The organism is Streptomyces sp. NPDC002773, from assembly GCF_040295605.1.
Lineage (GTDB): Bacteria > Actinomycetota > Actinomycetes > Streptomycetales > Streptomycetaceae > Streptomyces.
The window spans coordinates 341003-364775 of sequence record NZ_JBEOVO010000001.1; the positions used below are offsets into that span (position 1 = coordinate 341003).

19 protein-coding genes are annotated in these 23773 nt (G+C 72.1%); 15 read left to right on the forward strand and 4 right to left on the reverse strand.

The annotated features are described in order from the left end of the window. Window positions 1–118: 118 nt before the first annotated feature. From leuS to ABT034_RS01515, 7 genes are all read left to right on the forward strand, one after another. The gene (gene leuS / locus ABT034_RS01485) at window positions 119–2995 is read left to right on the forward strand and encodes a leucine--tRNA ligase (protein ID WP_351210019.1); all 2877 of its coding nucleotides are present in this window, start codon (window positions 119–121) and stop codon (window positions 2993–2995) included. 136 nt (window positions 2996–3131) lie between these two features. Continuing rightward, complete coding sequence (locus ABT034_RS01490; protein WP_351210021.1) at window positions 3132–3878, forward strand: hypothetical protein; 747 nt, start codon at window positions 3132–3134, stop codon at window positions 3876–3878. A gap of 63 nt (window positions 3879–3941) precedes the next feature. Next, window positions 3942–4787, forward strand: coding sequence for a DegV family protein (locus tag ABT034_RS01495; RefSeq protein WP_351210023.1), 846 nt, complete (start codon window positions 3942–3944; stop codon window positions 4785–4787). A 108-nt stretch (window positions 4788–4895) separates the two neighbouring features. After that, the gene (locus ABT034_RS01500) at window positions 4896–5918 is read left to right on the forward strand and encodes a ComEA family DNA-binding protein (protein ID WP_351210025.1); all 1023 of its coding nucleotides are present in this window, start codon (window positions 4896–4898) and stop codon (window positions 5916–5918) included. Beyond that, window positions 5915–8410, forward strand: a complete 2496-nt coding sequence (locus ABT034_RS01505) for a ComEC/Rec2 family competence protein (RefSeq protein ID WP_351210027.1) — start codon at window positions 5915–5917, stop codon at window positions 8408–8410. Before ABT034_RS01500 ends, ABT034_RS01505 begins: the two co-directional genes overlap by 4 nt. A gap of 78 nt (window positions 8411–8488) precedes the next feature. Continuing rightward, window positions 8489–9112, forward strand: coding sequence for a winged helix-turn-helix domain-containing protein (locus tag ABT034_RS01510; RefSeq protein ID WP_351210029.1), 624 nt, complete (start codon window positions 8489–8491; stop codon window positions 9110–9112). Between the two features lie 5 nt (window positions 9113–9117). Beyond that, window positions 9118–10380 carry an MFS transporter gene (locus ABT034_RS01515; protein WP_351210031.1) on the forward strand — a complete coding sequence of 421 codons (1263 nt, stop codon included), beginning with the start codon at window positions 9118–9120 and terminating at the stop codon, window positions 10378–10380. Between the two features lie 37 nt (window positions 10381–10417). On the opposite strand, the gene ABT034_RS01520 is transcribed toward ABT034_RS01515, so the two are convergent. Then, window positions 10418–10678, reverse strand: coding sequence for a hypothetical protein (locus tag ABT034_RS01520; protein WP_502972768.1), 261 nt, complete (start codon window positions 10676–10678; stop codon window positions 10418–10420). A 33-nt stretch (window positions 10679–10711) separates the two neighbouring features. Here ABT034_RS01520 and holA point away from each other — a divergent pair, with 33 nt between their 5' ends. After that, window positions 10712–11698, forward strand: coding sequence for a DNA polymerase III subunit delta (gene holA / locus ABT034_RS01525; RefSeq protein ID WP_351210035.1), 987 nt, complete (start codon window positions 10712–10714; stop codon window positions 11696–11698). A gap of 283 nt (window positions 11699–11981) precedes the next feature. On the opposite strand, the gene rpsT is transcribed toward holA, so the two are convergent. After that, window positions 11982–12248: a 30S ribosomal protein S20 gene (rpsT, locus tag ABT034_RS01530; protein WP_030317512.1), complete on the reverse strand. Its 267-nt coding sequence runs from the start codon at window positions 12246–12248 to the stop codon at window positions 11982–11984. Between the two features lie 183 nt (window positions 12249–12431). Here rpsT and lepA point away from each other — a divergent pair, with 183 nt between their 5' ends. From lepA to hemW, 3 genes are all read left to right on the forward strand, one after another. Further along, on the forward strand, window positions 12432–14297 hold the full coding sequence (gene lepA / locus ABT034_RS01535) for a translation elongation factor 4 (RefSeq protein ID WP_351210038.1): 1866 nt from the start codon (window positions 12432–12434) through the stop codon (window positions 14295–14297). Window positions 14298–14523: 226 nt separating this feature from the next. Continuing rightward, window positions 14524–16401, forward strand: coding sequence for an AMP-dependent synthetase/ligase (locus ABT034_RS01540; RefSeq protein ID WP_351210040.1), 1878 nt, complete (start codon window positions 14524–14526; stop codon window positions 16399–16401). A gap of 60 nt (window positions 16402–16461) precedes the next feature. Continuing rightward, window positions 16462–17703 carry a radical SAM family heme chaperone HemW gene (gene hemW, locus ABT034_RS01545; protein ID WP_351210042.1) on the forward strand — a complete coding sequence of 414 codons (1242 nt, stop codon included), beginning with the start codon at window positions 16462–16464 and terminating at the stop codon, window positions 17701–17703. A 121-nt stretch (window positions 17704–17824) separates the two neighbouring features. Here the strand turns inward: hemW and ABT034_RS01550 are convergent, their stop codons facing one another. After that, window positions 17825–18625: a DUF3097 domain-containing protein gene (locus ABT034_RS01550; protein WP_351210044.1), complete on the reverse strand. Its 801-nt coding sequence runs from the start codon at window positions 18623–18625 to the stop codon at window positions 17825–17827. A gap of 10 nt (window positions 18626–18635) precedes the next feature. Continuing rightward, window positions 18636–19364, reverse strand: coding sequence for an MBL fold metallo-hydrolase (locus ABT034_RS01555; RefSeq protein ID WP_351210046.1), 729 nt, complete (start codon window positions 19362–19364; stop codon window positions 18636–18638). 148 nt (window positions 19365–19512) lie between these two features. Between ABT034_RS01555 and hrcA the strand changes: the two genes are divergently transcribed. The 4 genes from hrcA to ABT034_RS01575 all read left to right on the forward strand — a co-directional run bounded on the left by hrcA (window position 19513) and on the right by ABT034_RS01575 (window position 23715). After that, the gene (gene hrcA / locus ABT034_RS01560; RefSeq protein WP_351210048.1) at window positions 19513–20532 is read left to right on the forward strand and encodes a heat-inducible transcriptional repressor HrcA; all 1020 of its coding nucleotides are present in this window, start codon (window positions 19513–19515) and stop codon (window positions 20530–20532) included. Continuing rightward, window positions 20533–21672, forward strand: coding sequence for a molecular chaperone DnaJ (dnaJ, locus tag ABT034_RS01565; protein ID WP_351210050.1), 1140 nt, complete (start codon window positions 20533–20535; stop codon window positions 21670–21672). A gap of 211 nt (window positions 21673–21883) precedes the next feature. Continuing rightward, window positions 21884–22975, forward strand: coding sequence for a nitronate monooxygenase (locus ABT034_RS01570; protein ID WP_351210052.1), 1092 nt, complete (start codon window positions 21884–21886; stop codon window positions 22973–22975). Then, on the forward strand, window positions 22972–23715 hold the full coding sequence (locus ABT034_RS01575; RefSeq protein WP_351210054.1) for a 16S rRNA (uracil(1498)-N(3))-methyltransferase: 744 nt from the start codon (window positions 22972–22974) through the stop codon (window positions 23713–23715). Before ABT034_RS01570 ends, ABT034_RS01575 begins: the two co-directional genes overlap by 4 nt. Window positions 23716–23773 lie beyond the last annotated feature (58 nt).

Consider the following 23773-nt stretch of genomic DNA (forward strand, 5'->3'; position numbering starts at 1 on the left):
GACGGATGACAGACATCCTGTCGGAGTCGGCGCGGCGTCCCCTCCTGTGCGAGGGGTTTTTTCATTTCACGGCAGTCCGTGGCAGTGGGCAGAGACGATCGATGGAGCTTCAAGGACCATGACCGAGATCAATACGGCCGCCGAGACGGCGGCCCCGCATCGCTACACGGCGGCCATGGCCGCCGACATCGAGGCACGCTGGCAGGACTTCTGGGACGCCGAGGGCACCTACGATGCCCCGAACCCCACCGGTGACCTGGCGGGCGACCCCGCGGTCGCCGCCCGGCCCAAGAAGTTCATCATGGACATGTTCCCGTACCCCTCGGGTGCGGGCCTGCACGTCGGCCACCCGCTCGGCTACATCGCCACGGACGTCTTCGCCCGCCACGCGCGCATGACCGGCCACAACGTGCTGCACACCCTGGGCTTCGACGCCTTCGGCCTGCCGGCCGAGCAGTACGCCGTGCAGACGGGCACGCACCCGCGTGTGTCCACCGAGGCCAACATGGAGAACATGAAGGTCCAGCTGCGCCGGCTGGGCCTGGGTCACGACAAGCGCCGGTCGTTCGCCACGATCGACCCGGAGTACTACAAGTGGACCCAGTGGATCTTCCTGCAGATCTTCAACTCCTGGTACGACGACGAGGCCCAGAAGGCCCGTCCGATCGCCGAGCTGATCGCGCAGTTCGAGAACGGCACGCGTGAGGTTCCGGGCACCACGCGCGCGTGGAGCGAGCTGAGCGCCGCCGAGCGCTCCGACGTCCTGGGCGAGTACCGCCTGGCGTACGCCTCCGACGCGCCCGTCAACTGGTGCCCCGGCCTGGGCACGGTCCTGGCCAACGAGGAGGTCACCGCCGACGGACGCTCCGAGCGCGGCAACTTCCCCGTCTTCAAGTCCAAGCTGCGCCAGTGGAACATGCGGATCACCGCCTACGCGGACCGTCTGCTCGACGACCTGGACGCGCTGGACTGGCCCGAGGCCATCAAGCTGCAACAGCGGAACTGGATCGGCCGCTCCGAGGGCGCCCGCGTCGACTTCCGGGTCGGCGACACCGGTGCGATCACCGTCTTCACCACCCGCCAGGACACCCTGTTCGGCGCCACCTACATGGTCCTGGCGCCCGAGCACGACCTGGTCGAGCAGATCGTCCCGGCGGCCTGGCCCGAGGGCACCCACGACGTGTGGACCGGCGGCCACGCCACCCCGTCCGAGGCCGTCGACGCCTACCGCAAGCAGGCCGCCTCCAAGTCCGACGTCGAGCGGCAGGCCGACGCCAAGGAGAAGACCGGCGTCTTCACCGGCGCGTACGCGACCAACCCGGTCAGCGGCGAGCAGGTCCCCGTCTTCATCGCCGACTACGTCCTGATGGGCTACGGCACCGGCGCCATCATGGCCGTCCCCGCGCACGACAGCCGCGACTTCGCCTTCGCGCGCGCCTTCGAGCTGCCGATGCGCTGCGTCGTGGAACCGAGCGACGACCGCGGCACCGACCCGTCCACGTGGGACGAGGCCTTCTCCTCGTACGAGGCCGCGCTGGTCAACTCCACGAACGACGAGATCTCCCTGGACGGCCTCGGCGTCGTCGACGCCAAGGCGAAGATCACCGCCTGGCTGGCCGACCGCGGCATCGGCGAGGGCACCGTCAACTTCCGTCTGCGCGACTGGCTGTTCAGCCGCCAGCGGTACTGGGGCGAGCCCTTCCCGATCGTCTACGACGAGGACGGCGTCGCCCACTCGCTGCCCGAGTCGATGCTGCCGCTGGAGCTGCCGGAGGTCGAGGACTACTCGCCGCGCACCTTCGACCCCGAGGACGCGGACACCCAGCCGGAGACCCCGCTGTCCCGCAACGAGGACTGGGTGAACGTCACCCTGGACCTCGGCGACGGCGCCGGCCCGCGCCGCTACCGCCGCGAGACCAACACCATGCCCAACTGGGCCGGTTCCTGCTGGTACGAGCTGCGCTACCTCGACCCGCACAACGCCGAGAAGCTGGTCGACCCCGCCGTCGAGCAGTACTGGATGGGCCCCCGCGAGGGCATGCCGACCGGTGGCGTCGACCTGTACGTCGGCGGCGCCGAGCACGCCGTGCTGCACCTGCTGTACGCGCGCTTCTGGTCCAAGATGCTGTTCGACCTGGGGCACATCTCCTCGGCCGAGCCGTTCCACAAGCTGTACAACCAGGGCATGATCCAGGCCTTCGTCTACCGGGACGCGCGCGGGATCGCCGTGCCGGCGGCCGAGGTCGAGGAGCGCGACGGCGGCTTCTGGTACCAGGGCGAGGAGGTCAGCCGCGTCCTGGGCAAGATGGGCAAGTCCCTGAAGAACGCCGTGACGCCTGACGAGATCTGCGCCGAGTTCGGCGCCGACACCCTGCGCCTGTACGAGATGGCGATGGGCCCGCTGGACGTGTCGCGTCCCTGGGACACGCGCGCGGTGGTCGGCCAGTACCGGCTGCTGCAGCGGCTCTGGCGCAACATCGTCGACGAGTCGACCGGCGAGGTCACCGTCGTCGACACCGAGGCCGGCGAGGACACGCTGCGCGCCCTGCACAAGGCGATCGACGGCGTCTCGCAGGACATGGCGGCCATGCGCTTCAACACCGCCATCGCCAAGGTCACCGAGCTGAACAACCACCTGACCAAGTCCGGTGGCGCGCTCTCCCGTTCGGTCGCCGAGCAGCTGGTGCTGCTGGTCGCCCCGCTGGCGCCGCACATCGCCGAGGAGCTGTGGCGCAGGCTGGGCCACACCGACTCCGTCGTCCACCAGGGCTTCCCGGTCGCCGACCCGGCGTACGTCGTCGACGAGACCGTGACCTGCGTCGTGCAGATCAAGGGCAAGGTCAAGGCCCGCCTGGAGGTCTCGCCTTCGATCACGGACGCCGAGCTGGAGACCCTGGCGCTCGGCGACCCGCACGTGGTCGCGGCGCTGGGCGGCGCGGAGATCCGCAAGGTGATCGTGCGGGCACCGAAGCTGGTCAACATCGTCGCCGGCTAGCGACACCGGCCGGTGGCACATAGGGGTTTCCCCTACGGGCAGGTTGGGGGTTCCGATGGAACCCTCGGCCTGCCCGTTCCGTTTACCTTGGAGGAACCACATCCGTGGGGACTCGACGGACGCCGGAGGGGCGCACATGGAAGCCGCGATTATCACGATCATGGCGCTGCTCTTCTTGGCTTTCGTGGCGCTCGGCGCGTACGTCACCGTGAAGGCGGTCAAGGCCACCAAGCGGGGGGTCGACCGCACCCTGAACCAGGCGCGTCGCACGGTCGAGGACACCACGCTGCGGGCCAAGAGCTTCGGCCAGGCCGGTGTCGCCGGCGAGCTGGCCAGACTGCGCCTCTCGCTGCGCACCTCGATGCGGGCCACCCAGGAGGCGCTGCAGGCCGGCGTCGGCGAGGACGCCTCCCTGAGGGAGTCGCTCGACCTGTTCCACCGGCTCAGCGGGCACGGGCTCGAACTGGACGAGGACCTCAAGCGCCTTGAGCGGGAGCCCGACCGGGCGTACGTCTCCGGCCAGCTCCCCGATCTCGCCGCGCGGACCGAGCGGATCACGAGCTCCGCCGACGCACTGCGCCGTGCCGCGCGGGACCGGGCCCTGAAGTTCGCCGAGGACGACCTGTCGGCGCTCAGCGCCCAGATCGACGTCGAGGCGGGTGCGCTGCGCCACTGGACCGGTCCGGAGACCACGCAGGGGCAGGGGACCGCCTCCGGAGCCGTTCCCGGGCCCGCTGAGGCCTGGGGCCCCGTGGGGTCGGCCGGGCAGTCGGAGCAGGCGAGCCCGGGGGCCGGCGGGGAGACGCCCGCGATCACGCCGCCCGATCCGCGGCGGACCGCCTATCCCTGGGAGAAGTCGGCCCGCCCGGAGACCACCACCTGACGGGGGCCGGCCGACGGGGGGCCGGGCTGCCGTGCGGGGCCCCTGACGGGTAACCTCCCGCTCATGTCCCGGCATGTCGCGATCGTCACCGATTCCACGGCCTACCTGCCACGTCAGGTGAGGGAGCGGCACGCCATCACCGCGGTCCCGCTGACCGTCGTCATCGGCGACCGAGCCCTTGAGGAAGGCACTGAGATCTCGGCCAGGGCCCTCGTCGAGGCCCTCCAGAAGAAGCGGTCCGTCACCACCTCACGGCCGAGCCCCGAGATCTTCGCCGAGGCCTACCGCGCGGCCGCCGAGGCCGGGGCGCGGGGTGTCGTCTCGCTCCATCTGTCCGCCGAGGTCTCCGGGACCTACGACGCGGCCGTACTGGCCGCGAAGGACGCTCCTGTGCCCGTGCGGGTCGTGGACACCCGCATGATGGGCATGGCGCTCGGCTTCTGTGTGCTGGCCGCGGCGCAGGCCGCGGAGGCGGGCGGCTCGCTGGACGAGGCGGTCGCGGCTGCCGAGAAACGCGCGGCCGGGACCTCCGCCTACTTCTACGTCGACACCCTGGACCATCTGCGTCGCGGTGGGCGTATCGGGGCGGCGCAGGCGCTGCTCGGCTCCGCGTTCGCGGTGAAGCCGCTCCTCGAACTCGGCGGCGGGCGCATCGAACTGCGGGAGAAGGTGCGGACGGCCTCGAAGGCCATCGCACGGCTTGAGGAGATCGCCGTGGAGCGCGCCGGTTCCGGCGCCGTCGACATCGCCGTCCACCACCTCTCCGCACCCGAACGGGCCGCGGCTCTCGCCGAACGGCTGGAGGAGCGGGTACCGGGCATGGTGGACCTCCAGGTCAGCGAGGTGGGTGCGGTCATCGGCGCGCACACCGGGCCTGGACTGCTCGCGGTCGTCGTGTCGCCGCGCTGAACGGGGCCGTCCCCCGTGAGGGTGACGGAGTTTTCCACAGGGTGGCCGCCATCCACGGAACGTGAGTGAGTTCCGCACGGGACCGCGGTGATCCCTACCGTCAGCCGCATGACTCTTCGTACACGTATCGCATCGACCACCCCCGACGTCCTGGGCACGGCGGGCGCTCCGTCCAGCGGACCCGGCAGGGCGCGGGGTTCCGACGGGCGGAGCCGCACCGGGGCGCGGGGCGCGCCTTCTGGGCGGGCCAGGACGCGGACGCGGATCAGGAGGGCCGCCGCGGTTCCCGAGGCGGTCGTACGGCGTCGGGGGGACGCCCTGTTCCCGCGCTCGGCGTCGGCGGCCGCCGAGCCGTGGCTGCCGGAACCGCCGGAGGTCCGGGAGGCGCCGGAAGTCCCCGAGGCGCCGGAGCGTGGTTCCCCGGGTGGGGTGCGGGAGCGGCTGGCGGCGGCGCTGCGGGAACGGGCCCCGGTGTGGGTGCAGACGCGGTGCGGGCTCGAACCGAGGGCGCTGGCCGCGCTGACGGTGATCCTGGTCGTGGCGGCGGGGCTCGCGGGCGGCTACTTCTGGGCGGGGCGGCCGGAGCCGGTGCGTGCGCCGGAACTCGTCCGTGCCGTCCCCGTGGCGGCGGCGCCCGCGACGCGGGCCGGGCCCGGCCCCGGTGCGGGATCCGCGGCGGGCGGCGCGCGGGTGATCGTCGACGTCGGCGGCAAGGTACGCAGGCCGGGGGTGCTGACCCTGCCCGCCGGCTCGCGGGTGGCGGACGCCCTGCGCGCCGCGGGCGGGGCGAAGCCCGACGCCGATCTCACCGGGATCAACCGGGCCCGTGTCCTGTTCGACGGTGAGCAGGTTCTCGTCGGCCTTCCGGGGGCGCCGGCCGGCGGCTCCGGATCCGGCTCCGGGCCGGCGGGCGGAGCGGGCGGCGGTGGTGGGTCCGGGGTGCCGTTGAGCCTCAACACGGCCACGGTGGAGCAGCTCGACACCCTTCCGGGTGTCGGCCCGGTCCTCGCCCGGCACATCGTCGACCATCGCGCGGCACACGGCGGCTTCCGGTCGGTCGGGGAGTTGCGTGAGGTCAACGGCATCGGCGAGCGCAGGTTCGCGGACCTCCAACCGCTGGTCCGGCCATGAGCCGCGGCGAGACGACGGCCGAGGAGCGGGAGGCCCCGGAACGCCCGTGGGAGGAGGGTCCCATGGATCTCCGGCTCGTTCCGCTCGCGGTGGCGGCCTGGGTGGCGGCGGCCTGTGCGGTGGGTGCCACCGGCTGGTGGACGGTGGCCGGTGTCGCGGTCTGCCTGGTGGGAGCCGCCGCCTTGTCGACGCCGGCTTCGGCCCGATGGTTCGGCGGCCAGGAAGTCGTGCGAGGGGTGCCCGGGTGGCGGTTGCGGGCGACGGCCTGCGCGGGGGTCCTGCTGTGTGCCGCGGCGGGGGCCGCCTCGGCGGGGCTGCACGCGGCGGACCTGCGGCGGGGTCCCGTGCCGGCCCTGGCACGGGAGTACGCGCGGGCGCAGTTGGAAGTGACGGTGAGGTCCGATCCCCGGCTCACCCGGCCGCGCGTGCGGGGCAGTGAGACGGTTCCGGTCTCCGTCGTCCTGGACGGAGAGGTGACCCGGGCCGAGAGCCGGGACGGATCGGTGCACCGGACGCGGGCGCCGGTTCTGCTGATCGTGCCGCCCGGGGAGGGGCGGGAGGAGTGGTTGCGGCTCCTGCCCTCCACCCGGCTGAGGGTCGGCGCCCGGCTCGCGCCGCCGTTCCGCTCCGGCGAACCCTTCGCCGCGGTGCTCAAGGTCGACGGGGCAGGGCCGCCTCGCATCCTCGGCCCTCCGAGCGCGCTCCAACGGACGGCGGGGGAACTCCGTGCCGGGCTGCGGCGGGCGACCGAGGGGCTCGACCCGGACGCGCGGGCCCTGCTGCCCGGCCTGGTGGTCGGGGACACCTCCCGGATCGGGCCCGAGCTGCGGGACGCCTTCGAGGCCACCGATCTCACGCACCTCCTCGCCGTCTCAGGGAGCAACCTTTCGATCGTCCTGCTCCTGCTCGTCGGCCGGCCGGGGAGGGCCCATCAGGTGGAACGGGGCGGGCTCGCGCCCCGGCTGGGGATGTCGCTGCGGGCCACCGCCCTGGCCGGAGGAGCGCTGACACTCGCCTTCGTGGTCGTCTGCCGACCCGACCCCAGCGTGCTGCGCGCCGCCGCCTGCGGGCTGATCGTGCTCCTCGCGATCGGTACCGGGCGCCGCAGATCGCTGATTCCCGCCCTGGCCGCCGCGGTCCTCCTCCTGGTGCTCTACGACCCCTGGCTCGCACGGAGTTACGGCTTCCTGCTGTCGGTCCTCGCCACCGGCGCCCTGCTCACGGTCGCCCCGCGGTGGAGCGAGGCGCTGCGGCGGCGCCGGGTGCCGGGCGGACTGGCGGAGGCGCTGGCCGCCTCCCTTGCGGCGCAGGCGGTGTGCGCTCCCGTCGTGGTGGTGTTCGCCGCCCGGGTGAGCCTGGTGGCGATTCCGGCGAACCTGTTCGCCGAGCTCGCGGTGGCGCCCGCGACGGTGTTCGGCTTCGCCGCGCTCGCCCTCGCGGCGATCTGGGAGCCGGTCGCGGAGGGCCTGGCGTGGGTGGCGGGGTGGCCGGCCGGGTGGATCGCGTGGGTGGCCCGTACCGGAGCGGCCCTGCCGGGGGCGGAGTTGTCCTGGCCCGGCGGGTGGTGGGGCGGTCTCGCCCTCGCGCTGCTCACCGCTCTGGTGGTGCTCGGGGTGCGCAAGCTGCCGCACCGGGGGCCGGTCGGCGTGCTCGTCGCCGTCGCGCTCCTGCTCGTGGTGGCGAGACCGGTGCCGATTGCCCGGTGGGTCACCGGGTGGCCGCCGCCGGGCTGGGTGTTCGCGATGTGCCAGGTGGGGCAGGGCGATGCGACGGTGCTGGCGGCGGGCGGGGACGCGGCTGTCGTGGTGGACGCGGGCCCCGACCCCGTAGCCGTGGACCGGTGCCTGCGTGAACTGGGGGTGCGGCGGGTGCCGTTGCTGATGCTGACCCATTTCCACGCCGACCACGTGGCCGGACTGCCGGGGGTCTTGCGGGGGCGGTCGGTGGGGGCGATCCAGACGACGGGTCTTGAAGAGCCGCCCGCCCAGGCCCGGTTCGTACGGCGGACGGCGGCGGCCGCGCGGGTGCCGCTGATCCGGGCGGAGGCAGGAGAGGAGCGGAGAGCCGGGGCGCTGGAATGGCGGGTGCTCTGGCCGGAGGCGGAGGGAGGAGAGAGTTCCGCCGGGCCGAACGACGCCAGTGTCACGCTGCTCGCCCGGACCGCCGGAGGGGTGACCCTGCTGCTGCTCGGCGATCTGGAACCACCGGCCCAGCGGGCCCTGCTGCAGGCCCATCCGGGGCTCGGTCCGGTGGATGTGCTCAAGGTGGCTCACCATGGGTCGGCCCACCAGGATCCCGCGCTGATACGGGCCGTACGGCCGCGGCTCGCGCTGGTGTCCACGGGGAGCGACAACCCATATGGACACCCCTCGCCCCGGACCGTGGAGTCGTTGCGGGCCGGAGGGGCGCGGGTGCTGCGGACCGATCGTGACGGGGCGATCGCGGTGGCGGGGGCGGGGCGCGGGCTGGTGGCCGTACCGGGAGGGGGGTGAGGACGAGGGCGGGTGCTGGGCAGGGGCGCGTGTAAAGGAACCCTTGTAAAGGAGTCTTTCTAAAGATATCTTTTCAACATGCCGGAGATCAGTGACGCGTCATCCGAGGGTGAGCAGCAGCCCCGCAGCATCCGACTCACCGACCCGCGAGCCCTGCGGGCCTACGCCCACCCCCTGCGGATGTCCCTGGTGGGCCTGCTGCGCAGCAGCGGACCCTTCACCGCCACCCGCGCCGCCGAGCTGACCGGGGAGTCCGTGGCCAGCTGCTCCTACCACCTGCGGATACTCGCCAAGTACGGGCTGGTGGAGGAGGCGCCGGGCGGCCGGGGGCGGGAGAAGCCCTGGCGGGCCACGGCCCGGTACACGGAGTGGCCGGAGTACAGCGAGGACGCGACGGTCGCGGAGGCGGCCGACGCGCTGGGCGCGGCCGTCGCCGAGCGGTACTTCGAGCGGGTCACCCGGGCCATGGAGAACCGGCACCGGCTGCCGAGGGAGTGGCGGGAGGCAGAGGAGTTCGGCGACTCGCTGCTCCACCTCACCCCCGAGGAGCTGACCGGCCTCGGAGAGCGGATCGACGCGCTGCTCCGGCCCTACGAGGCACGCGCGGCCGACCCGTCCCTGCGGCCCGAGGGCGCCAGGCCCGTCACCGTCCTGCGGATCGCCTACCTGGACCAGGACATCCCCGACAGCGAAGAGGAGTAGAGACGGTGGCTCTCGTGGAACGCGTACCGCCGCTGCTGCGCGAGCGGTCTTTCCGGCGCTACTGGACCGGGCAGACCATCTCGCTCGCAGGCGACCAGATATCGCTGATGGCGATCCCGCTCGCGGCCGTCCTGGTCCTCGGCGCCGACGCCGCGGCGATGGGCTGGCTCAAGGCCATCGAACTCCTGCCCGCCCTCCTGCTCAACCTGCCGCTCGGAGCCTGGGCCGACCGGCAGGCGAGCCGCAGACGCGCCATGATCGTGGCCGACCTCGGCAGGGCCGCGCTGGTCCTGACGCTGCCCGTGGCCTACGTCCTGGACGCGCTGACGCTCACCCAGCTGTACGTGGTGGCCTTCGGGGTCGGCGCGCTCACCGTGCTCTTCGAGGTGTGCAACGCGACGCTGTTCGTGGCGCTCGTGCCCACCGAGAGCTATGTGCAGGCGAACGCGCTGGTCAACGGCAGCCGCTCGACGGCCTGGCTGGCGGGGCCCGGGATCGGCGGCCTCCTGGTGCAGTTCCTCACCGCACCCTTCGCCCTGCTCGCGGACGCCCTCACCTATCTGGTGTCGGCCGGATACCTGGCCCGGATCAAGCCGGTCGAACCCGCGCCCGCCCCCGTGGTCAAGGGCCACTTCACCGAGGGGCTGCGGTGGCTGCTGCGGGAGCCCTCGATGCGGGCGCTGTTCGCCTCCGCGGGAACGGTCCAGTTCTTCAACTACATGTTCCACACCCTCTTCGTGCTCTACGTGACCACCGAACTCGGCATCGGCGCCGGGCTGCTCGGGCTGATCCTCGGCGCCGGAGCTGTGGGCGGTCTCCTCGGGGCGGCGTGCAGCGGGGCGGTCGTCCGAAGGATCGGCATCGGCGCCTCACTCGTCGTCGGCTACGTCGGATTCGCGCTGCCCCTGCTGCTGATACCCCTGGCCGGCGGGCCGCTCCCGCTGGTGGTGTCCGTGATGTTCCTGGCGGAGTTCCTGTCCTGCGTGGGCGTGATGATCCTGGACATCGCCGCGGGATCGATCCAGATGGCGCTGATCCCGGACAAGATCCGGGCCCGGGTCATGGGCGCGTTCCGGACACTCAACCACGGGTTCCGTCCGATCGGCGCGCTCGTCGGCGGTCTGCTCGGCACCACGATCGGGCTGCGCCCGACCCTGTGGATCGCCACCGGGGGCGCTGTCCTCGCGGTGCTGTGGCTGCTGCCCTCGCCGCTGCCGCGCATGCGGGAACTGCCCACGCGGGAAGGGGAGACGACGGCCGTCGGGTAGTCGGCCGGAGGCGCCCCCGGCGCCCGTTGCGGCGACGCTACTGCGCCTCCAGCCAGCCGTCGTACTCGGCGGCGAGGCCGTCAAGGGCCGCCGGGTCCAGGCGGCCCTCCGGGTCCTCGACGACCACCAGCCACTGGGCGTCCTCGGCGTCGTCCTCGCCGGCCAGGGCGTCCCGTAGGAGCTGCGGTTCCTCGGCCACGCCGAAACGGTCGGGGAGCTCGCCGGCGATCTCCTCGGCGGCGTCGCGGTCGGGAAGTACGAGTACGTGTCGTTCGCTCACCCCGCCATTCTCGGGCATCGCTGTCAGTGGCCCGTGGGATGCTGGATCGCGATGGCCACCAGAAAGACTTCCCCCGACGACCTCCTCGGCCCCGTGACGCTCGCCGTGGGGCAGGAGGACCTGCTCCTCGACCGCGTCGTCCAGGAGGTGGTGGCGGCCGCCCGCGCCGCCGACGCCGACACGGACGTGCGCGACCTCACGTCCGACCAGCTCCAGCCCGGCTCGCTGGCGGAGCTCACCAGCCCCTCGCTCTTCGCCGAGCGCAAGGTGCTGGTCGTGCGGAACGCCCAGGACCTCTCCGCCGACACGATCAAGGACGTCAAGGCCTACCTGGACGACCCGATCGAGGACATCTCGCTGGTCCTGCTCCACGCGGGCGGTGCCAAGGGCAAGGGGCTGCTCGACGCCGCGCGCAAGGCGGGGGCGCGGGAGGTGGCCTGCCCGAAGACCACGAAGCCGGCGGAGCGGCTGACCTTCGTACGGCAGGAGTTCCGCGCTCTCGGCCGGGCGGCCACGCCGGAGGCCTGCCAGGCGCTCGTCGACTCGATCGGCAGCGATCTGCGGGAGCTCGCGTCCGCGGTCGCGCAGCTCACGTCCGACGTCGACGGGACGATCGACGAGGCCGTCGTCGGGCGGTACTACACGGGCCGCGCCGAGGCCTCCTCCTTCAACATCGCGGACCGCGCGGTCGAGGGCCGGGCGGCGGAGGCCCTGGAGGCCCTGCGCTGGTCGCTCTCGACCGGGGTCGCGCCGGTGCTCGTCACGAGCGCGCTCGCGCAGGGCGTACGGGCGATCGGCAAGCTGTCGTCGGCGCGGGGCGGCCGGCCCGCGGACCTCGCGCGGGAGCTGGGCATGCCGCCCTGGAAGATCGACCGTGTGCGGCAGCAGATGCGGGGCTGGACCCCGGACGGGGTGTCGCTGGCGCTGCGCGCGATCGCGGAGGCGGACGCGGGGGTGAAGGGCGGCGGGGACGACCCGGAGTACGCCCTGGAGAAGGCGGTGGTCGCGGTGGCGCGGGCGGCGCGGTTGCGGCGGTAGGGGGCGGATTGCCGGGGCGGCGCGCGCGGGGCGCGGCGGCTGGCGCCGGTCCGGCCCTGCCCGGGGCCCCTCCTCTCGGGCGCCTGGCCCCGCCGGTGCCCTCCGGTCCGGCGTACGACGAAGGCCCCGGAGCTCCTGGGGAAGGAGCTGTCGGGGCCTTCGTCGTACAAGCTGGGTGGGCTCGCACCCGCGTGGCGAACGCGTCCGCGTGCGAGTCCTGGGTGGCCGGGCGGGAGCGGGAGAGAGGGCCCGCTGGGTCCCGTACGGCCGGTTACATCAGAGCTCAGCCCTGGAGAGCGGCAACCTTGGTGGCCAGCGCCGACTTCTTGTTGGCGGCGGCGTTCTTGTGGATGACACCCTTCGAGACAGCCTTGTCGAGCGCGCGGGAGGCGGCGCGAGAAGCCACGGTGGCCTTCTCGACGTCACCCGCGGCGACGGCCTCGCGGGCCTTGCGGATCGCGGTCTTGAGCGAGGACTTGACGGCCTTGTTGCGCAGGCGCGCCTTCTCGTTCGTCTTGTTCCGCTTGATCTGGGACTTGATGTTCGCCACGAAAAGAGCCTTTACAGGTTCGATGTTCCTTCTGGATGCGTCTCGCAGCTGAGAGGGCACACGAGACACAGCTGTCCACACTATCAGCGACCGTCGTGCCCGCCCAAACCGGGCGCAGGGCGGCGGGCATGGGACCATGGAGCCTACGTATCGATCCGACATCGCCCCGAGACGAGACCCTGCGTGCCCGCGACTCCTCCCCACGTGCCCGAGCCGAGCCGTACCGCCCCGGCTCTGATCCGCAACTTCTGCATCATCGCGCACATCGACCACGGCAAGTCCACGCTCGCCGACCGGATGCTCCAGCTGACCGGTGTGGTCGACCAGCGGCAGATGCGTGCCCAGTACCTCGACCGCATGGACATCGAGCGGGAGCGGGGCATCACGATCAAGTCCCAGGCGGTCCGGCTGCCGTGGGCGCCGACCGAGGGGCCGGGTCAGGGCGACACGCACATCCTGAACATGATCGACACCCCCGGGCACGTCGACTTCACCTATGAGGTGTCCCGGTCGCTCGCCGCCTGTGAGGGCACGATCCTGCTGGTCGACGCGGCGCAGGGCATCGAGGCGCAGACGCTGGCCAACCTGTACCTGGCGATGGAGAACGACCTCACCATCGTTCCCGTACTGAACAAGATCGACCTGCCGGCCGCCCAGCCGGAGAAGTTCTCCGAGGAGCTCGCCAACCTCATCGGCTGCCAGCCCGAGGACGTCCTCAAGGTCTCCGCGAAGACCGGCATGGGTGTCGAGGCGCTGCTCGACCGTGTCGTCCGGGACGTTCCGGCGCCGGTCGGTGTCGCCGACGCCCCCGCCCGCGCGATGATCTTCGACTCCGTGTACGACTCGTACCGGGGTGTGGTGACGTACGTACGAGTCATCGACGGCCAGCTCAACAAGCGCGAGCGCATCAAGATGATGTCGACCGGCGCGACCCACGAGCTCCTGGAGATCGGCGTCTCGTCCCCGGAGATGACGCCGTCGGACGGTCTCGGCGTCGGCGAGGTCGGCTACCTCATCACCGGTGTGAAGGACGTCCGCCAGTCCAAGGTCGGTGACACGATCACCTCTCTGCACAAGGGGGCCACCGAGGCGCTCGGCGGCTACAAGGACCCGAAGCCGATGGTGTTCTCGGGCCTCTACCCGCTGGACGGCTCGGAGTACCCGGATCTCCGCGAGGCTCTCGACAAGCTCCAGCTCAACGACGCCGCCCTCGTCTACGAGCCGGAGACCTCCGCCGCGCTCGGCTTCGGCTTCCGCGTCGGATTCCTGGGGCTGCTCCACCTCGACGTGATCCGCGAGCGGCTCGAGCGCGAGTTCGGGCTCGATCTCATCGCCACCGCGCCCAACGTGGTCTACCGCGTGGTCATGGAGGACGGCAGCGAGCACACCGTCACCAACCCGAGCGAGTTCCCCGAGGGCAAGATCGACGACGTGTACGAGCCCGTCGTACGCGCCACGATCCTCGCCCCCAGCGAGTTCATCGGCGCGATCATGGAGCTCTGCCAGACCCGCCGCGGCACGCTGATCGGCATGGACTACCTCTCCGAGGACCGGGTCGAGATCCGCTACACCCTGCCCCTCGCGGAGATCGTCTTCGACTTCTTCGACCAGCTGAAGTCCAAGACGCGCGGTTACGCCTCCCTGGACTACGAGCCCACCGGCGAGCAGGCCTCCAGCCTGGTCAAGGTCGACATCCTGCTGCACGGCGACAAGGTCGACGCGTTCTCCGCCGTCACCCACAAGGACGCCGCGTACGCCTACGGTGTGCGGCTCGTCGCGAAGCTGCGCGAGCTCATCCCGCGGCAGGCCTTCGAGGTGCCGATCCAGGCCGCGATCGGCTCCCGGGTCATCGCCCGCGAGACCATCCGCGCCATCCGCAAGGACGTCCTCGCCAAGTGCTACGGCGGTGACATCTCCCGTAAGCGGAAGCTGCTGGAGAAGCAGAAGGAAGGCAAGAAGCGCATGAAGATGGTCGGTTCGGTGGAGGTGCCGCAGGAGGCGTTCATCGCCGTCCTGTCGAGCGACGAGTCCTCCGGCAAGAAGAAGTAGGGAAGAAACGCCAGGAGCGGCTACGGGCCGGAGTAGCTGCCCTGCGCAATGAACGGGTCCACGCGTCACGCGCGCGTGGGCCCGTTCGTTATTGAAGCGACGTGAAGCGACGCCCTGCAGCCCCTTACGCGCCGGACCTCGGCGCTTTACTCTGATCCCGGCTCGAAGGTTACTCGCCAGTTAGTTACGAACCACCAGCAGGCACCGCCGCCGCCCGGAGGACGTCGTGAGCGACACACAGACCCAGATCGAGAACCGGCCGCCCTCCGTGGCGACCCTCTTCCTTGACCGCGTCGAGCGGACCCCGGACGCGGAGGCCTACCGGTACCCGGTCCCCGCCGCCTCCGGCGCCGGCCCGGACGACTGGAAGTCGCTCAGCTGGGGCCAGGCCGCCGAGCGGGTCTACGCGATCGCCGCCGGCCTCGTCGACCTCGGCGTCCAGTCCGAGGAGCGGGTCGCCCTCGCCTCCTCCACCCGCGTCGAGTGGGTCCTCGCCGACCTCGGCGTGATGTGCGCCGGAGCCGCGACCACCACGGTCTACCCGCAGACCAACGCCGAGGAGTCGGCGTTCATCCTCTCCGACTCCGAGTCGAAGGTCCTCATCGCCGAGGACGCGGCCCAGCTCGCCAAGGCCGTGGAGCGCCGCGCCGACCTGCCGAACCTCCACCACGTGGTCGTCATCGACGCCACCGGTGTGGAGAGCGACGGTGAGTTCGTCCTCTCCCTCGCCGAGCTCGAGGCGCGCGGCAAGGCGTACCTGGAGAAGCACCCCGAGGCCGTCAAGGAGCGGGTCGCGGCGATCACCTCCACCCAGCTCGCGACCCTCATCTACACCTCCGGCACCACGGGCCGCCCCAAGGGCGTCCGCCTCCCGCACGACAACTGGTCGTACATGGCCAAGGCCATCGCCGCCACCGGCCTCGTCACCCAGGACGACGTCCAGTACCTGTGGCTGCCCCTCGCGCACGTCTTCGGCAAGGTCCTCACCTCCGGCCAGATCGAGGTCGGGCACGTCACCGCCCTCGACGGCCGCGTCGAGAAGATCATCGAGAACCTGCCGGTGGTCCAGCCGACCTACATGGCCGCGGTGCCCCGCATCTTCGAGAAGGTCTACAACGGCGTCGCCGCCAAGGCCCGCGCCGCCGGCGGAGCCAAGTACAAGATCTTCCAGTGGGCGGCCGGCGTCGCCCGCGAGTACGCCAAGGCCAGCCAGGACAACTTCCGCCGCACGGGCACCGCCTCCGCGCCCTTCGGCCTCACCGCCAAGCACAAGGTCGCCGACGCGCTCGTCTACAGCAAGATCCGCGAAGCCTTCGGCGGCAACCTGCGCGCCTGCGTCTCGGGCTCCGCCGCGCTCGCCCCCGAGATCGGCTACTTCTTCTCCGGCGCCGGCATCCACATCCTGGAGGGCTACGGCCTCACGGAGACCTCCGCCGCCTCCTTCGTCAACCCGGGCGAGGCCTACCGCACCGGCACCGTCGGCAAGCCGCTCCCCGGCACCGAGGTCCGGATCGCCGATGACGGCGAGATCCTGCTGCGCGGCCCCGGCATCATGGAGGGCTACCACGGCCTGCCCGAGAAGACGGTCGAGGTCCTGGAGTCCGACGGCTGGTTCCACACCGGTGACATCGGCGAGCTGTCCGCCGACGGCTACCTCCGGATCACCGACCGCAAGAAGGACCTGATCAAGACGTCCGGCGGCAAGTACATCGCGCCGGCCGAGGTCGAGGGCCAGTTCAAGGCCGTCTGCCCGTTCGTCTCCAACATCCTGGTCCACGGCGCCGACCGGAACTTCTGCACCGCCCTGATCGCCCTCGACGAGCCCTCCCTCCTCGGCTGGGCCGCCGAGCACGACCTCGCGGGCAAGCCGTACGCCGAGATCGTCGCCGCCCCGCAGACCGTGGCGATGATCCAGGGTTACGTCGACCGCCTCAACGAAGGCCTCCAGCGCTGGCAGACGATCAAGAAGTTCCGACTGCTGCCCCGGGACCTCGACATCGAGCACGGCGAGCTGACGCCGTCGCTGAAGCTGAAGCGACCGGTGGTGGAGCGCGAGTACAAGCACCTCATCGAGGAGATGTACAACGGGTCGCGGGAGTCCTGACCCCGACCCTGTGGAGAAGTTGTCCACAGGCCGGACGCGCACCTCGGGCAGTACGGGACAATGGGGCTCATGCCTTCCGTACTGCCCGATGGTGAGTCCGTGCCCGAGACCGGGGCGCTGCCCGCGCACGCCCTGGAGGGGGCGGCCGAGCGGCCCCTCGGGTTCTATCTGCACGTGCCGTACTGCGCCACGCGCTGCGGCTACTGCGACTTCAACACCTACACGGCCAGCGAGCTGCGGGGGACCGGGGGCGTGCTCGCCTCCCGGGACAACTACGCCGAGCAGGTCGCCGAGGAGGTCCGGCTCGCCCGGAAGGTGCTCGGCGACGACCCCAGACCGGTGCGGACCGTCTTCGTCGGCGGGGGTACGCCGACGCTGCTCGCCGCCGGTGATCTCGTACGGATGCTGGCGGCCGTACGCGACGAGTTCGGGCTCGCGGACGACGCCGAGGTGACTACCGAGGCGAATCCGGAGTCCGTGAACCCGGCGTACCTGGAGGAGCTCCGGGCCGGCGGCTTCAACCGGATCTCCTTCGGCATGCAGAGCGCCAAGCAGCACGTCCTCAAGATCCTCGACCGGACGCACACGCCCGGGCGCCCCGAGGCGTGCGTCGCCGAGGCGCGGGCCGCCGGGTTCGAGCACGTGAACCTCGACCTGATCTACGGGACGCCCGGGGAGTCCGACGACGACTGGCGGGCCTCGCTCGACGCGGTGATCGGCGCCGGGCCGGACCACGTCAGCGCGTACGCCCTGATCGTCGAGGAGGGGACGCAGCTCGCCCGCCGGATCCGGCGCGGCGAAGTGCCGATGACCGACGACGACGTGCACGCCGACCGGTATCTGATCGCGGACTCCGTGCTCGCCGAGGCCGGGTTCGAGTGGTACGAGGTGTCCAACTGGGCCACCTCGGAGGCCGGGCGCTGCCTCCACAACGAGCTGTACTGGCGCGGGGCGGACTGGTGGGGGGCCGGTCCCGGGGCGCACAGCCACGTGGGGGGCGTGCGGTGGTGGAACGTGAAGCATCCTGGCGCGTATGCGGCCGCGCTTGCCGGGGGGCGGTCGCCGGGTGCCGGGCGGGAGCTGCTCTCCGGGGAGGACCGGCGGGTGGAGCGGGTGCTGTTGGAGTTGCGGCTTCGGGAGGGTGTCGAGTTGTCGCTGCTGCGGCCGGCGGGGCTTGCTGCGGCTGGGCGGGCGCTGGGGGACGGGCTTCTCGCGCCCGAGCCGTACGAGGCCGGGCGCGCGGTCCTGACGCTGCGGGGGCGGTTGCTCGCCGATGCGGTCGTGCGGGATCTGGTGGACTGAGGTTCGGGCGCGGGGGGCGAGGCGCCGCCCAGGGCGCCGTTCCGTTGTGCCCACCCTCCCCCGGACTCCGTCCGGGGGGACCCCCACGCCCCAGCGGAACGATTGCCCACAACGGGGGGGCCTATGGGGCCGTCACGAAGTCGATCAGTTCTTCTACTCGGCCCAGGAGGGCCGGTTCCAAGTCCTTGTACGAGGTGACCCTCGACAGGATGTGCTGCCAGGCCGCTCCCGTGTTCTCCGGCCAGCCCAGGGCCTCGCACACGCCCGTTTTCCAGTCCTGGCCCCTCGGGATCCGTGGCCAGGACGGGATGCCCAGGGACGACGGCTTCACCGCCTCCCAGACGTCGATGTACGGGTGGCCCACGACCAACACGTGGGGCGAGGTCACCTGGGCGGCGATCCTCGACTCCTTCGAACCCGGCACCAGGTGGTCCACCAGGACCCCCAGGCGCGCGTCCGGCGCCGGGGCGAACTCCGCCACGATCGCCGGCAGGTCGTCGACGCCCTCCAGGTACTCCACGACCACGCCCTCGATGCGCAGGTCGTCGCCCCAGACCCGCTCCACCAGCTCGGCGTCGTGGCGGCCCTCCACATAGATCCGGCCCGCCCGCGCCACGCGCGCGCGTGCGCCAGGGACCGCCACCGAGCCCGACGCCGTGCGGGTCGGACGGGTGGGGGCCGCGGACGGGCGGACCAGGGTCACCACCCTGCCCTCCAGGAGGAAACCGCGCGGGTCCAGCGGGAAGACCCGGTGCTTGCCGAAGCGGTCCTCCAGGGTCACCGTGCCCGCCTCGCAGCGGATGACCGCCCCGCAGAAGCCCGTCGTGACCTCCTCGACGACCAGGTCACGGTCGGCCGGCACCTCCGGGACGGGAGCCGAGCGCTTCCAGGCGGGCGTGAGATCGGGGTCGTAGCTGCGCATTCGGGCGACGTTATGCGACGGAGAAGCGCGTTGCCAGCTCCTCCCGTTGGAGTCGTACGAACGCGGCGTCCACCACCGCCCCGTGCCCCGGTACGTACACCGCGTCCTCGCCTCCGAGCCGCAGCAGCCGGTCCAGGGCGTCCGGCCAGCGGGAGGGGATCGCGTCCGGGCCCGCCTGCGGCTCGCCCGACTCCTCCACCAGGTCGCCGCAGAAGACCACCTCCCGCTCTCCCGGCACCAGGAGCACCAGGTCGTGGCCCGTGTGGCCGGGGCCGACGTTCGCCAGGAGGACCTGCCGGCCGCCCAGGTCGAGCGTCCACTCGCCGGAGACCACGTGCCGGGGCGCCACCAGGACGTCCGCCGCCTCCGCGGCCGCCGCCGCGTCGAGCCCGTGCCGTACCGCGTCCCCGCGCAGCTCCTCGCGGGCCCGCGCCCCGCCGAGCAGCGCGTCCGAGCCGACCGCTCCGAAGACCTCGGCGCCCGCGAAGGCCGCCGTGCCCAGCACATGGTCGAAATGGGGGTGGCTCAGTGCGATGTGCGTCACTCTCCGGCCGCCCGTCAGCTCCGCGATCCGGGTCCGCAGCTCGGCGCCCTCCGCGAGCGAGGAGCCCGTGTCGTACAGCAGCACCGCCCGTTCGCCCAGTACCAGTCCGACCGTGGCGTCCCAGCCGGGCAGCCGTCGCCGGCCCACCCCGTTCGCGAGCCGCTCCCATCCGTACGCTTCCCAATCCACGTCCATACGGCGACGCTAGCCGGTGGGGGCGCCGCCTCCTTGCCAGGAGCGTCGCCCGCCGCCGTACACTGGCCGGGGGATCGCTGGCACTCGGGCAGGGTGAGTGCCAAAAGCGGAGCAACCGGAACGACGTCGACAGCTGGAGGTGCGCACGATGCTCAGCGAACGCAGACTCGAGGTCCTGCGCGCCATCGTCCAGGACTACGTCGGGACGGAGGAGCCCGTCGGCTCCAAGGCGCTCACCGAGCGCCACAAGCTCGGCGTCTCGCCCGCCACCGTGCGCAACGACATGGCCGTGCTCGAGGAGGAGGGCTTCATCGCCCAGCCTCACACCAGCGCCGGCCGCATCCCGACCGACAAGGGCTACCGGCTCTTCGTCGACCGGCTCGCCGGCGTCAAGCCGCTGTCGACGCCCGAGCGCCGGGCCATCCACAACTTCCTCGACGGCGCGGTGGACCTGGACGACGTCGTCGGCCGCACGGTGCGGCTGCTCGCGCAGCTGACCCGTCAGGTCGCCGTCGTCCAGTACCCCTCGCTGACCCGTTCGACCGTCCGGCACGTGGAGCTGCTCGCGCTGGCTCCCGCCCGCCTGATGCTGGTGCTCATCACCGACACCGGCCGCGTCGAGCAGCGTGTCATCGACTGCCCGGCGCCCTTCGGCGAGACCTCCCTCGCCGATCTGCGGGCCCGGCTCAACAGCCGGGTGGTGGGCCGTCGGTTCGCCGACGTGCCGCAGCTGGTGCAGGACCTCCCCGAGTCCTTCGAGGAGACCGAGGACCGCGCCACGGTCACCACCGTGCTCGCGACCCTCCTCGAATCCCTGGTCGAGGAGCACGAGGAGCGGCTGATGATCGGCGGCACCGCCAATCTCACCCGCTTCGGACCCGACTTCCCCCTGATGATCAGGCCTGTCCTTGAAGCCCTGGAGGAGCAGGTCGTCCTCCTCAAGCTGCTCGGCGAGGCCAAGGAATCGGGCATGACCGTACGCATCGGGCACGAGAACGCCCACGAGGGGCTGAGCTCCACGTCCGTCGTCTCGGTCGGCTACGGTTCGGGCGGCGAGGCAGTCGCCAAACTCGGCGTGGTCGGACCGACCCGCATGGACTACCCCGGAACGATGGGAGCGGTACGCGCAGTGGCACGTTACGTCGGACAGATCCTGGCGGAGTCGTAAGTGGCCACGGACTACTACGCCGTACTCGGCGTGCGCCGCGACGCTTCCCAGGACGAGATCAAGAAGGCTTTCCGGAGGCTCGCCCGCGAGTTGCACCCGGACGTCAATCCCGATCCGAAGACGCAGGAACGCTTCAAGGAGATCAACGCCGCCTACGAGGTCCTCTCGGACCCGCAGAAGAAGCAGGTCTACGACCTGGGTGGCGACCCCCTCTCGGCCTCCGGCGGAGGCGGCGCGGGCGGCTTCGGGGCCGGTGGCTTCGGCAACTTCTCCGACATCATGGACGCCTTCTTCGGTACGGCCTCGCAGCGCGGCCCGCGCTCGCGGACCCGCCGCGGCCAGGACGCCATGATCCGGCTGGAGATCGACCTCAACGAGGCGGCCTTCGGCACCACCAAGGACATCCAGGTCGACACCGCGGTCGTCTGTACGACCTGCTCGGGCGAGGGTGCCGCACCCGGTACCTCCGCGCAGACCTGTGACATGTGCCGCGGCCGCGGCGAGGTTTCCCAGGTCACCCGGTCGTTCCTCGGCCAGGTCATGACCTCCCGCCCCTGCCCGCAGTGCCAGGGCTTCGGCACGGTCGTCCCGACGCCGTGCCCGGAGTGCGCCGGTGACGGGCGCGTGCGCTCGCGCCGGACGCTGACGGTCAAGATCCCGGCCGGTGTCGACAACGGCACCCGGATCCAGCTCGCGGGCGAGGGCGAGGTCGGCCCCGGCGGCGGCCCCGCCGGCGACCTGTACGTCGAGATCCACGAGACCCCGCACGACACCTTCCAGCGGCGCGGCGACGACCTGCACTGCACGGTCACGCTCCCGATGACGGCGGCCGCGCTCGGTACCAAGGTGCAGCTGCAGACCCTCGACGGCCTGGAGGAGATCGATGTCCGGCCGGGCACCCAGTCCGGCCAGTCGATCCCGCTGCACGGCCGCGGCATCACCCATCTGCGCGGCAACGGCCGGGGCGACCTGATCGTGCACGTCGAGGTGCAGACCCCCGGCAAGCTCGACGCGGAGCAGGAACGGCTCCTGCGCGAACTGGCCAAGCTGCGCGGCGAGGAACGGCCCACCGGCCAGTTCCAGCCCGGTCAGCAGGGGTTGTTCTCGCGGCTGAAGGACGCGTTCAACGGGCGGACCTGACGCTGCTGGGGGTCCGGGGGTCGTCCCCCGGGTCAGCACGGTCAGCCCGGTCAGCAGGGGTTGTTCTCGCGGCTGAAGGACGCGTTCAACGGGCGGACCTGATCCGACCCGGAGACGGAGAGTAGGGGCGGGGCGGCGTAGAGCCGTCCCGCCCCTTCCGTACCTGACGTACGAATTCGGCGCCGCCGCAGGGGCATGGCACGATGCCCATATGTCCACCACCGCACTGAACGATCTCTCTCGGCATCCGATCGTGCAGGCCCCCATGGCGGGTGGCGCCTCCTGTCCCGAGCTGGTCGGAGCCGTCTGCGAGGCCGGGGCGCTCGGGTTCCTGGCCGGCGGGTACAAGACGGCCGGAGGCCTGTACCAGGAGATCAAGCAGGTACGCGGGCTCACCGCACGCCCCTTCGGTGTCAACCTCTTCCTGCCGCAGAGCGGACCGTCCGCCGACCCCGCCGCCGTCGAGGTCTACCGTCACCAGCTCGCCGGCGAGGCCACCTGGTACGACACCCCGCTCGGCGAGGCCGACGACTGCCGCGACGACGGCTACGACGCCAAACTGGCCATCCTCCTGGAGGACCCGGTCCGCGTCGTCTCCTTCACCTTCGGCTGCCCGGCGCCCGAGACGCTCGCCGCCTTCGCCCGCGCCGGTACGTTCACGATCGTCACCGTCACTTCCGCCGACGAGGCCCTCGCCGCCCAGCGGGCCGGCGCCGATGCCGTCTGCGTCCAGGGCGTCGAGGCCGGCGGGCACCAGGGCACGTACCGCGACGACCCGGCCGACGAGGGCGCCCAGGGCACCGGCCTCCTCGCCCTCCTCACCCGGATCCGCGAGAGTGTCGCCCTGCCGATCGTCGCCACCGGCGGGATCATGCGCGGCGCCCAGATCGCCGCCGTCCTCGCCGCGGGCGCCGACGCCGCCCAGCTCGGCACCGCCTTCCTCTGCTGCCCCGAGTCCGGCGCCCACCCGCTGCACAAGCGGGCCCTGACCGACCCGCTGTTCACCCGGACCGAGTTCACCCGGGCCTTCACCGGGCGCCCGGCCCGCGGCCTCGTCAACCGCTTCATGCGCGAGCACGGGCCGTACGCCCCCTCCGCCTATCCGGAGATCCACCACCTCACCGCCCCCATCCGCAAGGCAGCGGCCGCCGCGGGTGACGCCCAGGGCATGGCCCTGTGGGCCGGCCAGGGCCACCGGCTCGCCCGCGAACTCCCCGCCGGGCAGCTGGTCGAGGTGCTGGCCGCCGAACTCGACACCGCCCTCTCCGACCTCTCCGGGTCCGCCCACAGGAGCGCCTCATGACCGCACCCGTCTTCGTCGTCGACACCGTGCCCGGTACCGGCACCTTCGTCCTCGAAGGGTCCGAGGGGCGGCACGCCGTCTCCGTGAAGCGCCTCCAGGGCGGGGAGGACGTCGTCCTCACCGACGGCCGGGGCCGCTGGGCCGACTGCGTGGTGCTCACGGCCGAGGGCAAGGACCGGCTGACCGTCCAGGTGTCCGCCGACCACGAGGACACCGAGGAGCAGCCCCGGATCACCGTGGTCCAGGCCCTCCCCAAGGGCGACCGGGGTGAACTCGCCGTCGAGACCATGACGGAGACCGGGGTGGACGCCGTCGTGCCCTGGGCCGCCTCCCGCTGCATCACCCAGTGGAAGGGCGACCGGGGCCTCAAGGCGCTCGCCAAGTGGCGGTCCACCGCGCGCGAGGCCGGCAAGCAGTCCCGCCGCACCCGGTTCCCCGAGGTCACCGACCTGATGACGACCAAGCAGGTCGCCGCGCTCCTCGCGGGCGCCGACTTCGCGGCCGTCCTGCACGAGGACCGCGACCATCCGAGCGGCGCGCTCGCCACCGCCGAACTCCCCGAGAAGGGCTCGATCGTGCTGATCGTCGGCCCCGAGGGCGGGGTCTCGCCGCAGGAGCTCGCGGCGTTCGAGGAGGCCGGCGCGAAGCCGTACCGACTGGGCCGCAGCGTGCTGCGCACCTCCACGGCCGGCACGGCGGCGACGGCGCTCGTCCTGGGGCGCACGGGGCGCTGGAGCTAGGGCGCGGTGTCTCGTCCGGGTTGTGTACGGCGGAACCCGGTGGACGGCCGCCGCCGGG

Bases quoted from the DNA above. Each gene is read 5' to 3' on its own strand.
- leuS (WP_351210019.1), top strand. From the start codon at position 119: ATGACCGAGATCAATACGGCCGCCGAGACGGCGGCCCCGCATCGCTAC.
- ABT034_RS01490 (WP_351210021.1), top strand. From the start codon at position 3,132: ATGGAAGCCGCGATTATCACGATCATGGCGCTGCTCTTCTTGGCTTTC.
- ABT034_RS01495 (WP_351210023.1), top strand. From the start codon at position 3,942: ATGTCCCGGCATGTCGCGATCGTCACCGATTCCACGGCCTACCTGCCA.
- ABT034_RS01500 (WP_351210025.1), top strand. From the start codon at position 4,896: ATGACTCTTCGTACACGTATCGCATCGACCACCCCCGACGTCCTGGGC.
- ABT034_RS01505 (WP_351210027.1), top strand. From the start codon at position 5,915: ATGAGCCGCGGCGAGACGACGGCCGAGGAGCGGGAGGCCCCGGAACGC.
- ABT034_RS01510 (WP_351210029.1), top strand. From the start codon at position 8,489: ATGCCGGAGATCAGTGACGCGTCATCCGAGGGTGAGCAGCAGCCCCGC.
- ABT034_RS01520 (WP_502972768.1), bottom strand. From the start codon at position 10,678: ATGCCCGAGAATGGCGGGGTGAGCGAACGACACGTACTCGTACTTCCC.
- holA (WP_351210035.1), top strand. From the start codon at position 10,712: ATGGCCACCAGAAAGACTTCCCCCGACGACCTCCTCGGCCCCGTGACG.
- hemW (WP_351210042.1), top strand. From the start codon at position 16,462: ATGGGGCTCATGCCTTCCGTACTGCCCGATGGTGAGTCCGTGCCCGAG.
- ABT034_RS01550 (WP_351210044.1), bottom strand. From the start codon at position 18,625: ATGCGCAGCTACGACCCCGATCTCACGCCCGCCTGGAAGCGCTCGGCT.
- ABT034_RS01555 (WP_351210046.1), bottom strand. From the start codon at position 19,364: ATGGACGTGGATTGGGAAGCGTACGGATGGGAGCGGCTCGCGAACGGG.
- hrcA (WP_351210048.1), top strand. From the start codon at position 19,513: ATGCTCAGCGAACGCAGACTCGAGGTCCTGCGCGCCATCGTCCAGGAC.
- ABT034_RS01570 (WP_351210052.1), top strand. From the start codon at position 21,884: ATGTCCACCACCGCACTGAACGATCTCTCTCGGCATCCGATCGTGCAG.
- ABT034_RS01575 (WP_351210054.1), top strand. From the start codon at position 22,972: ATGACCGCACCCGTCTTCGTCGTCGACACCGTGCCCGGTACCGGCACC.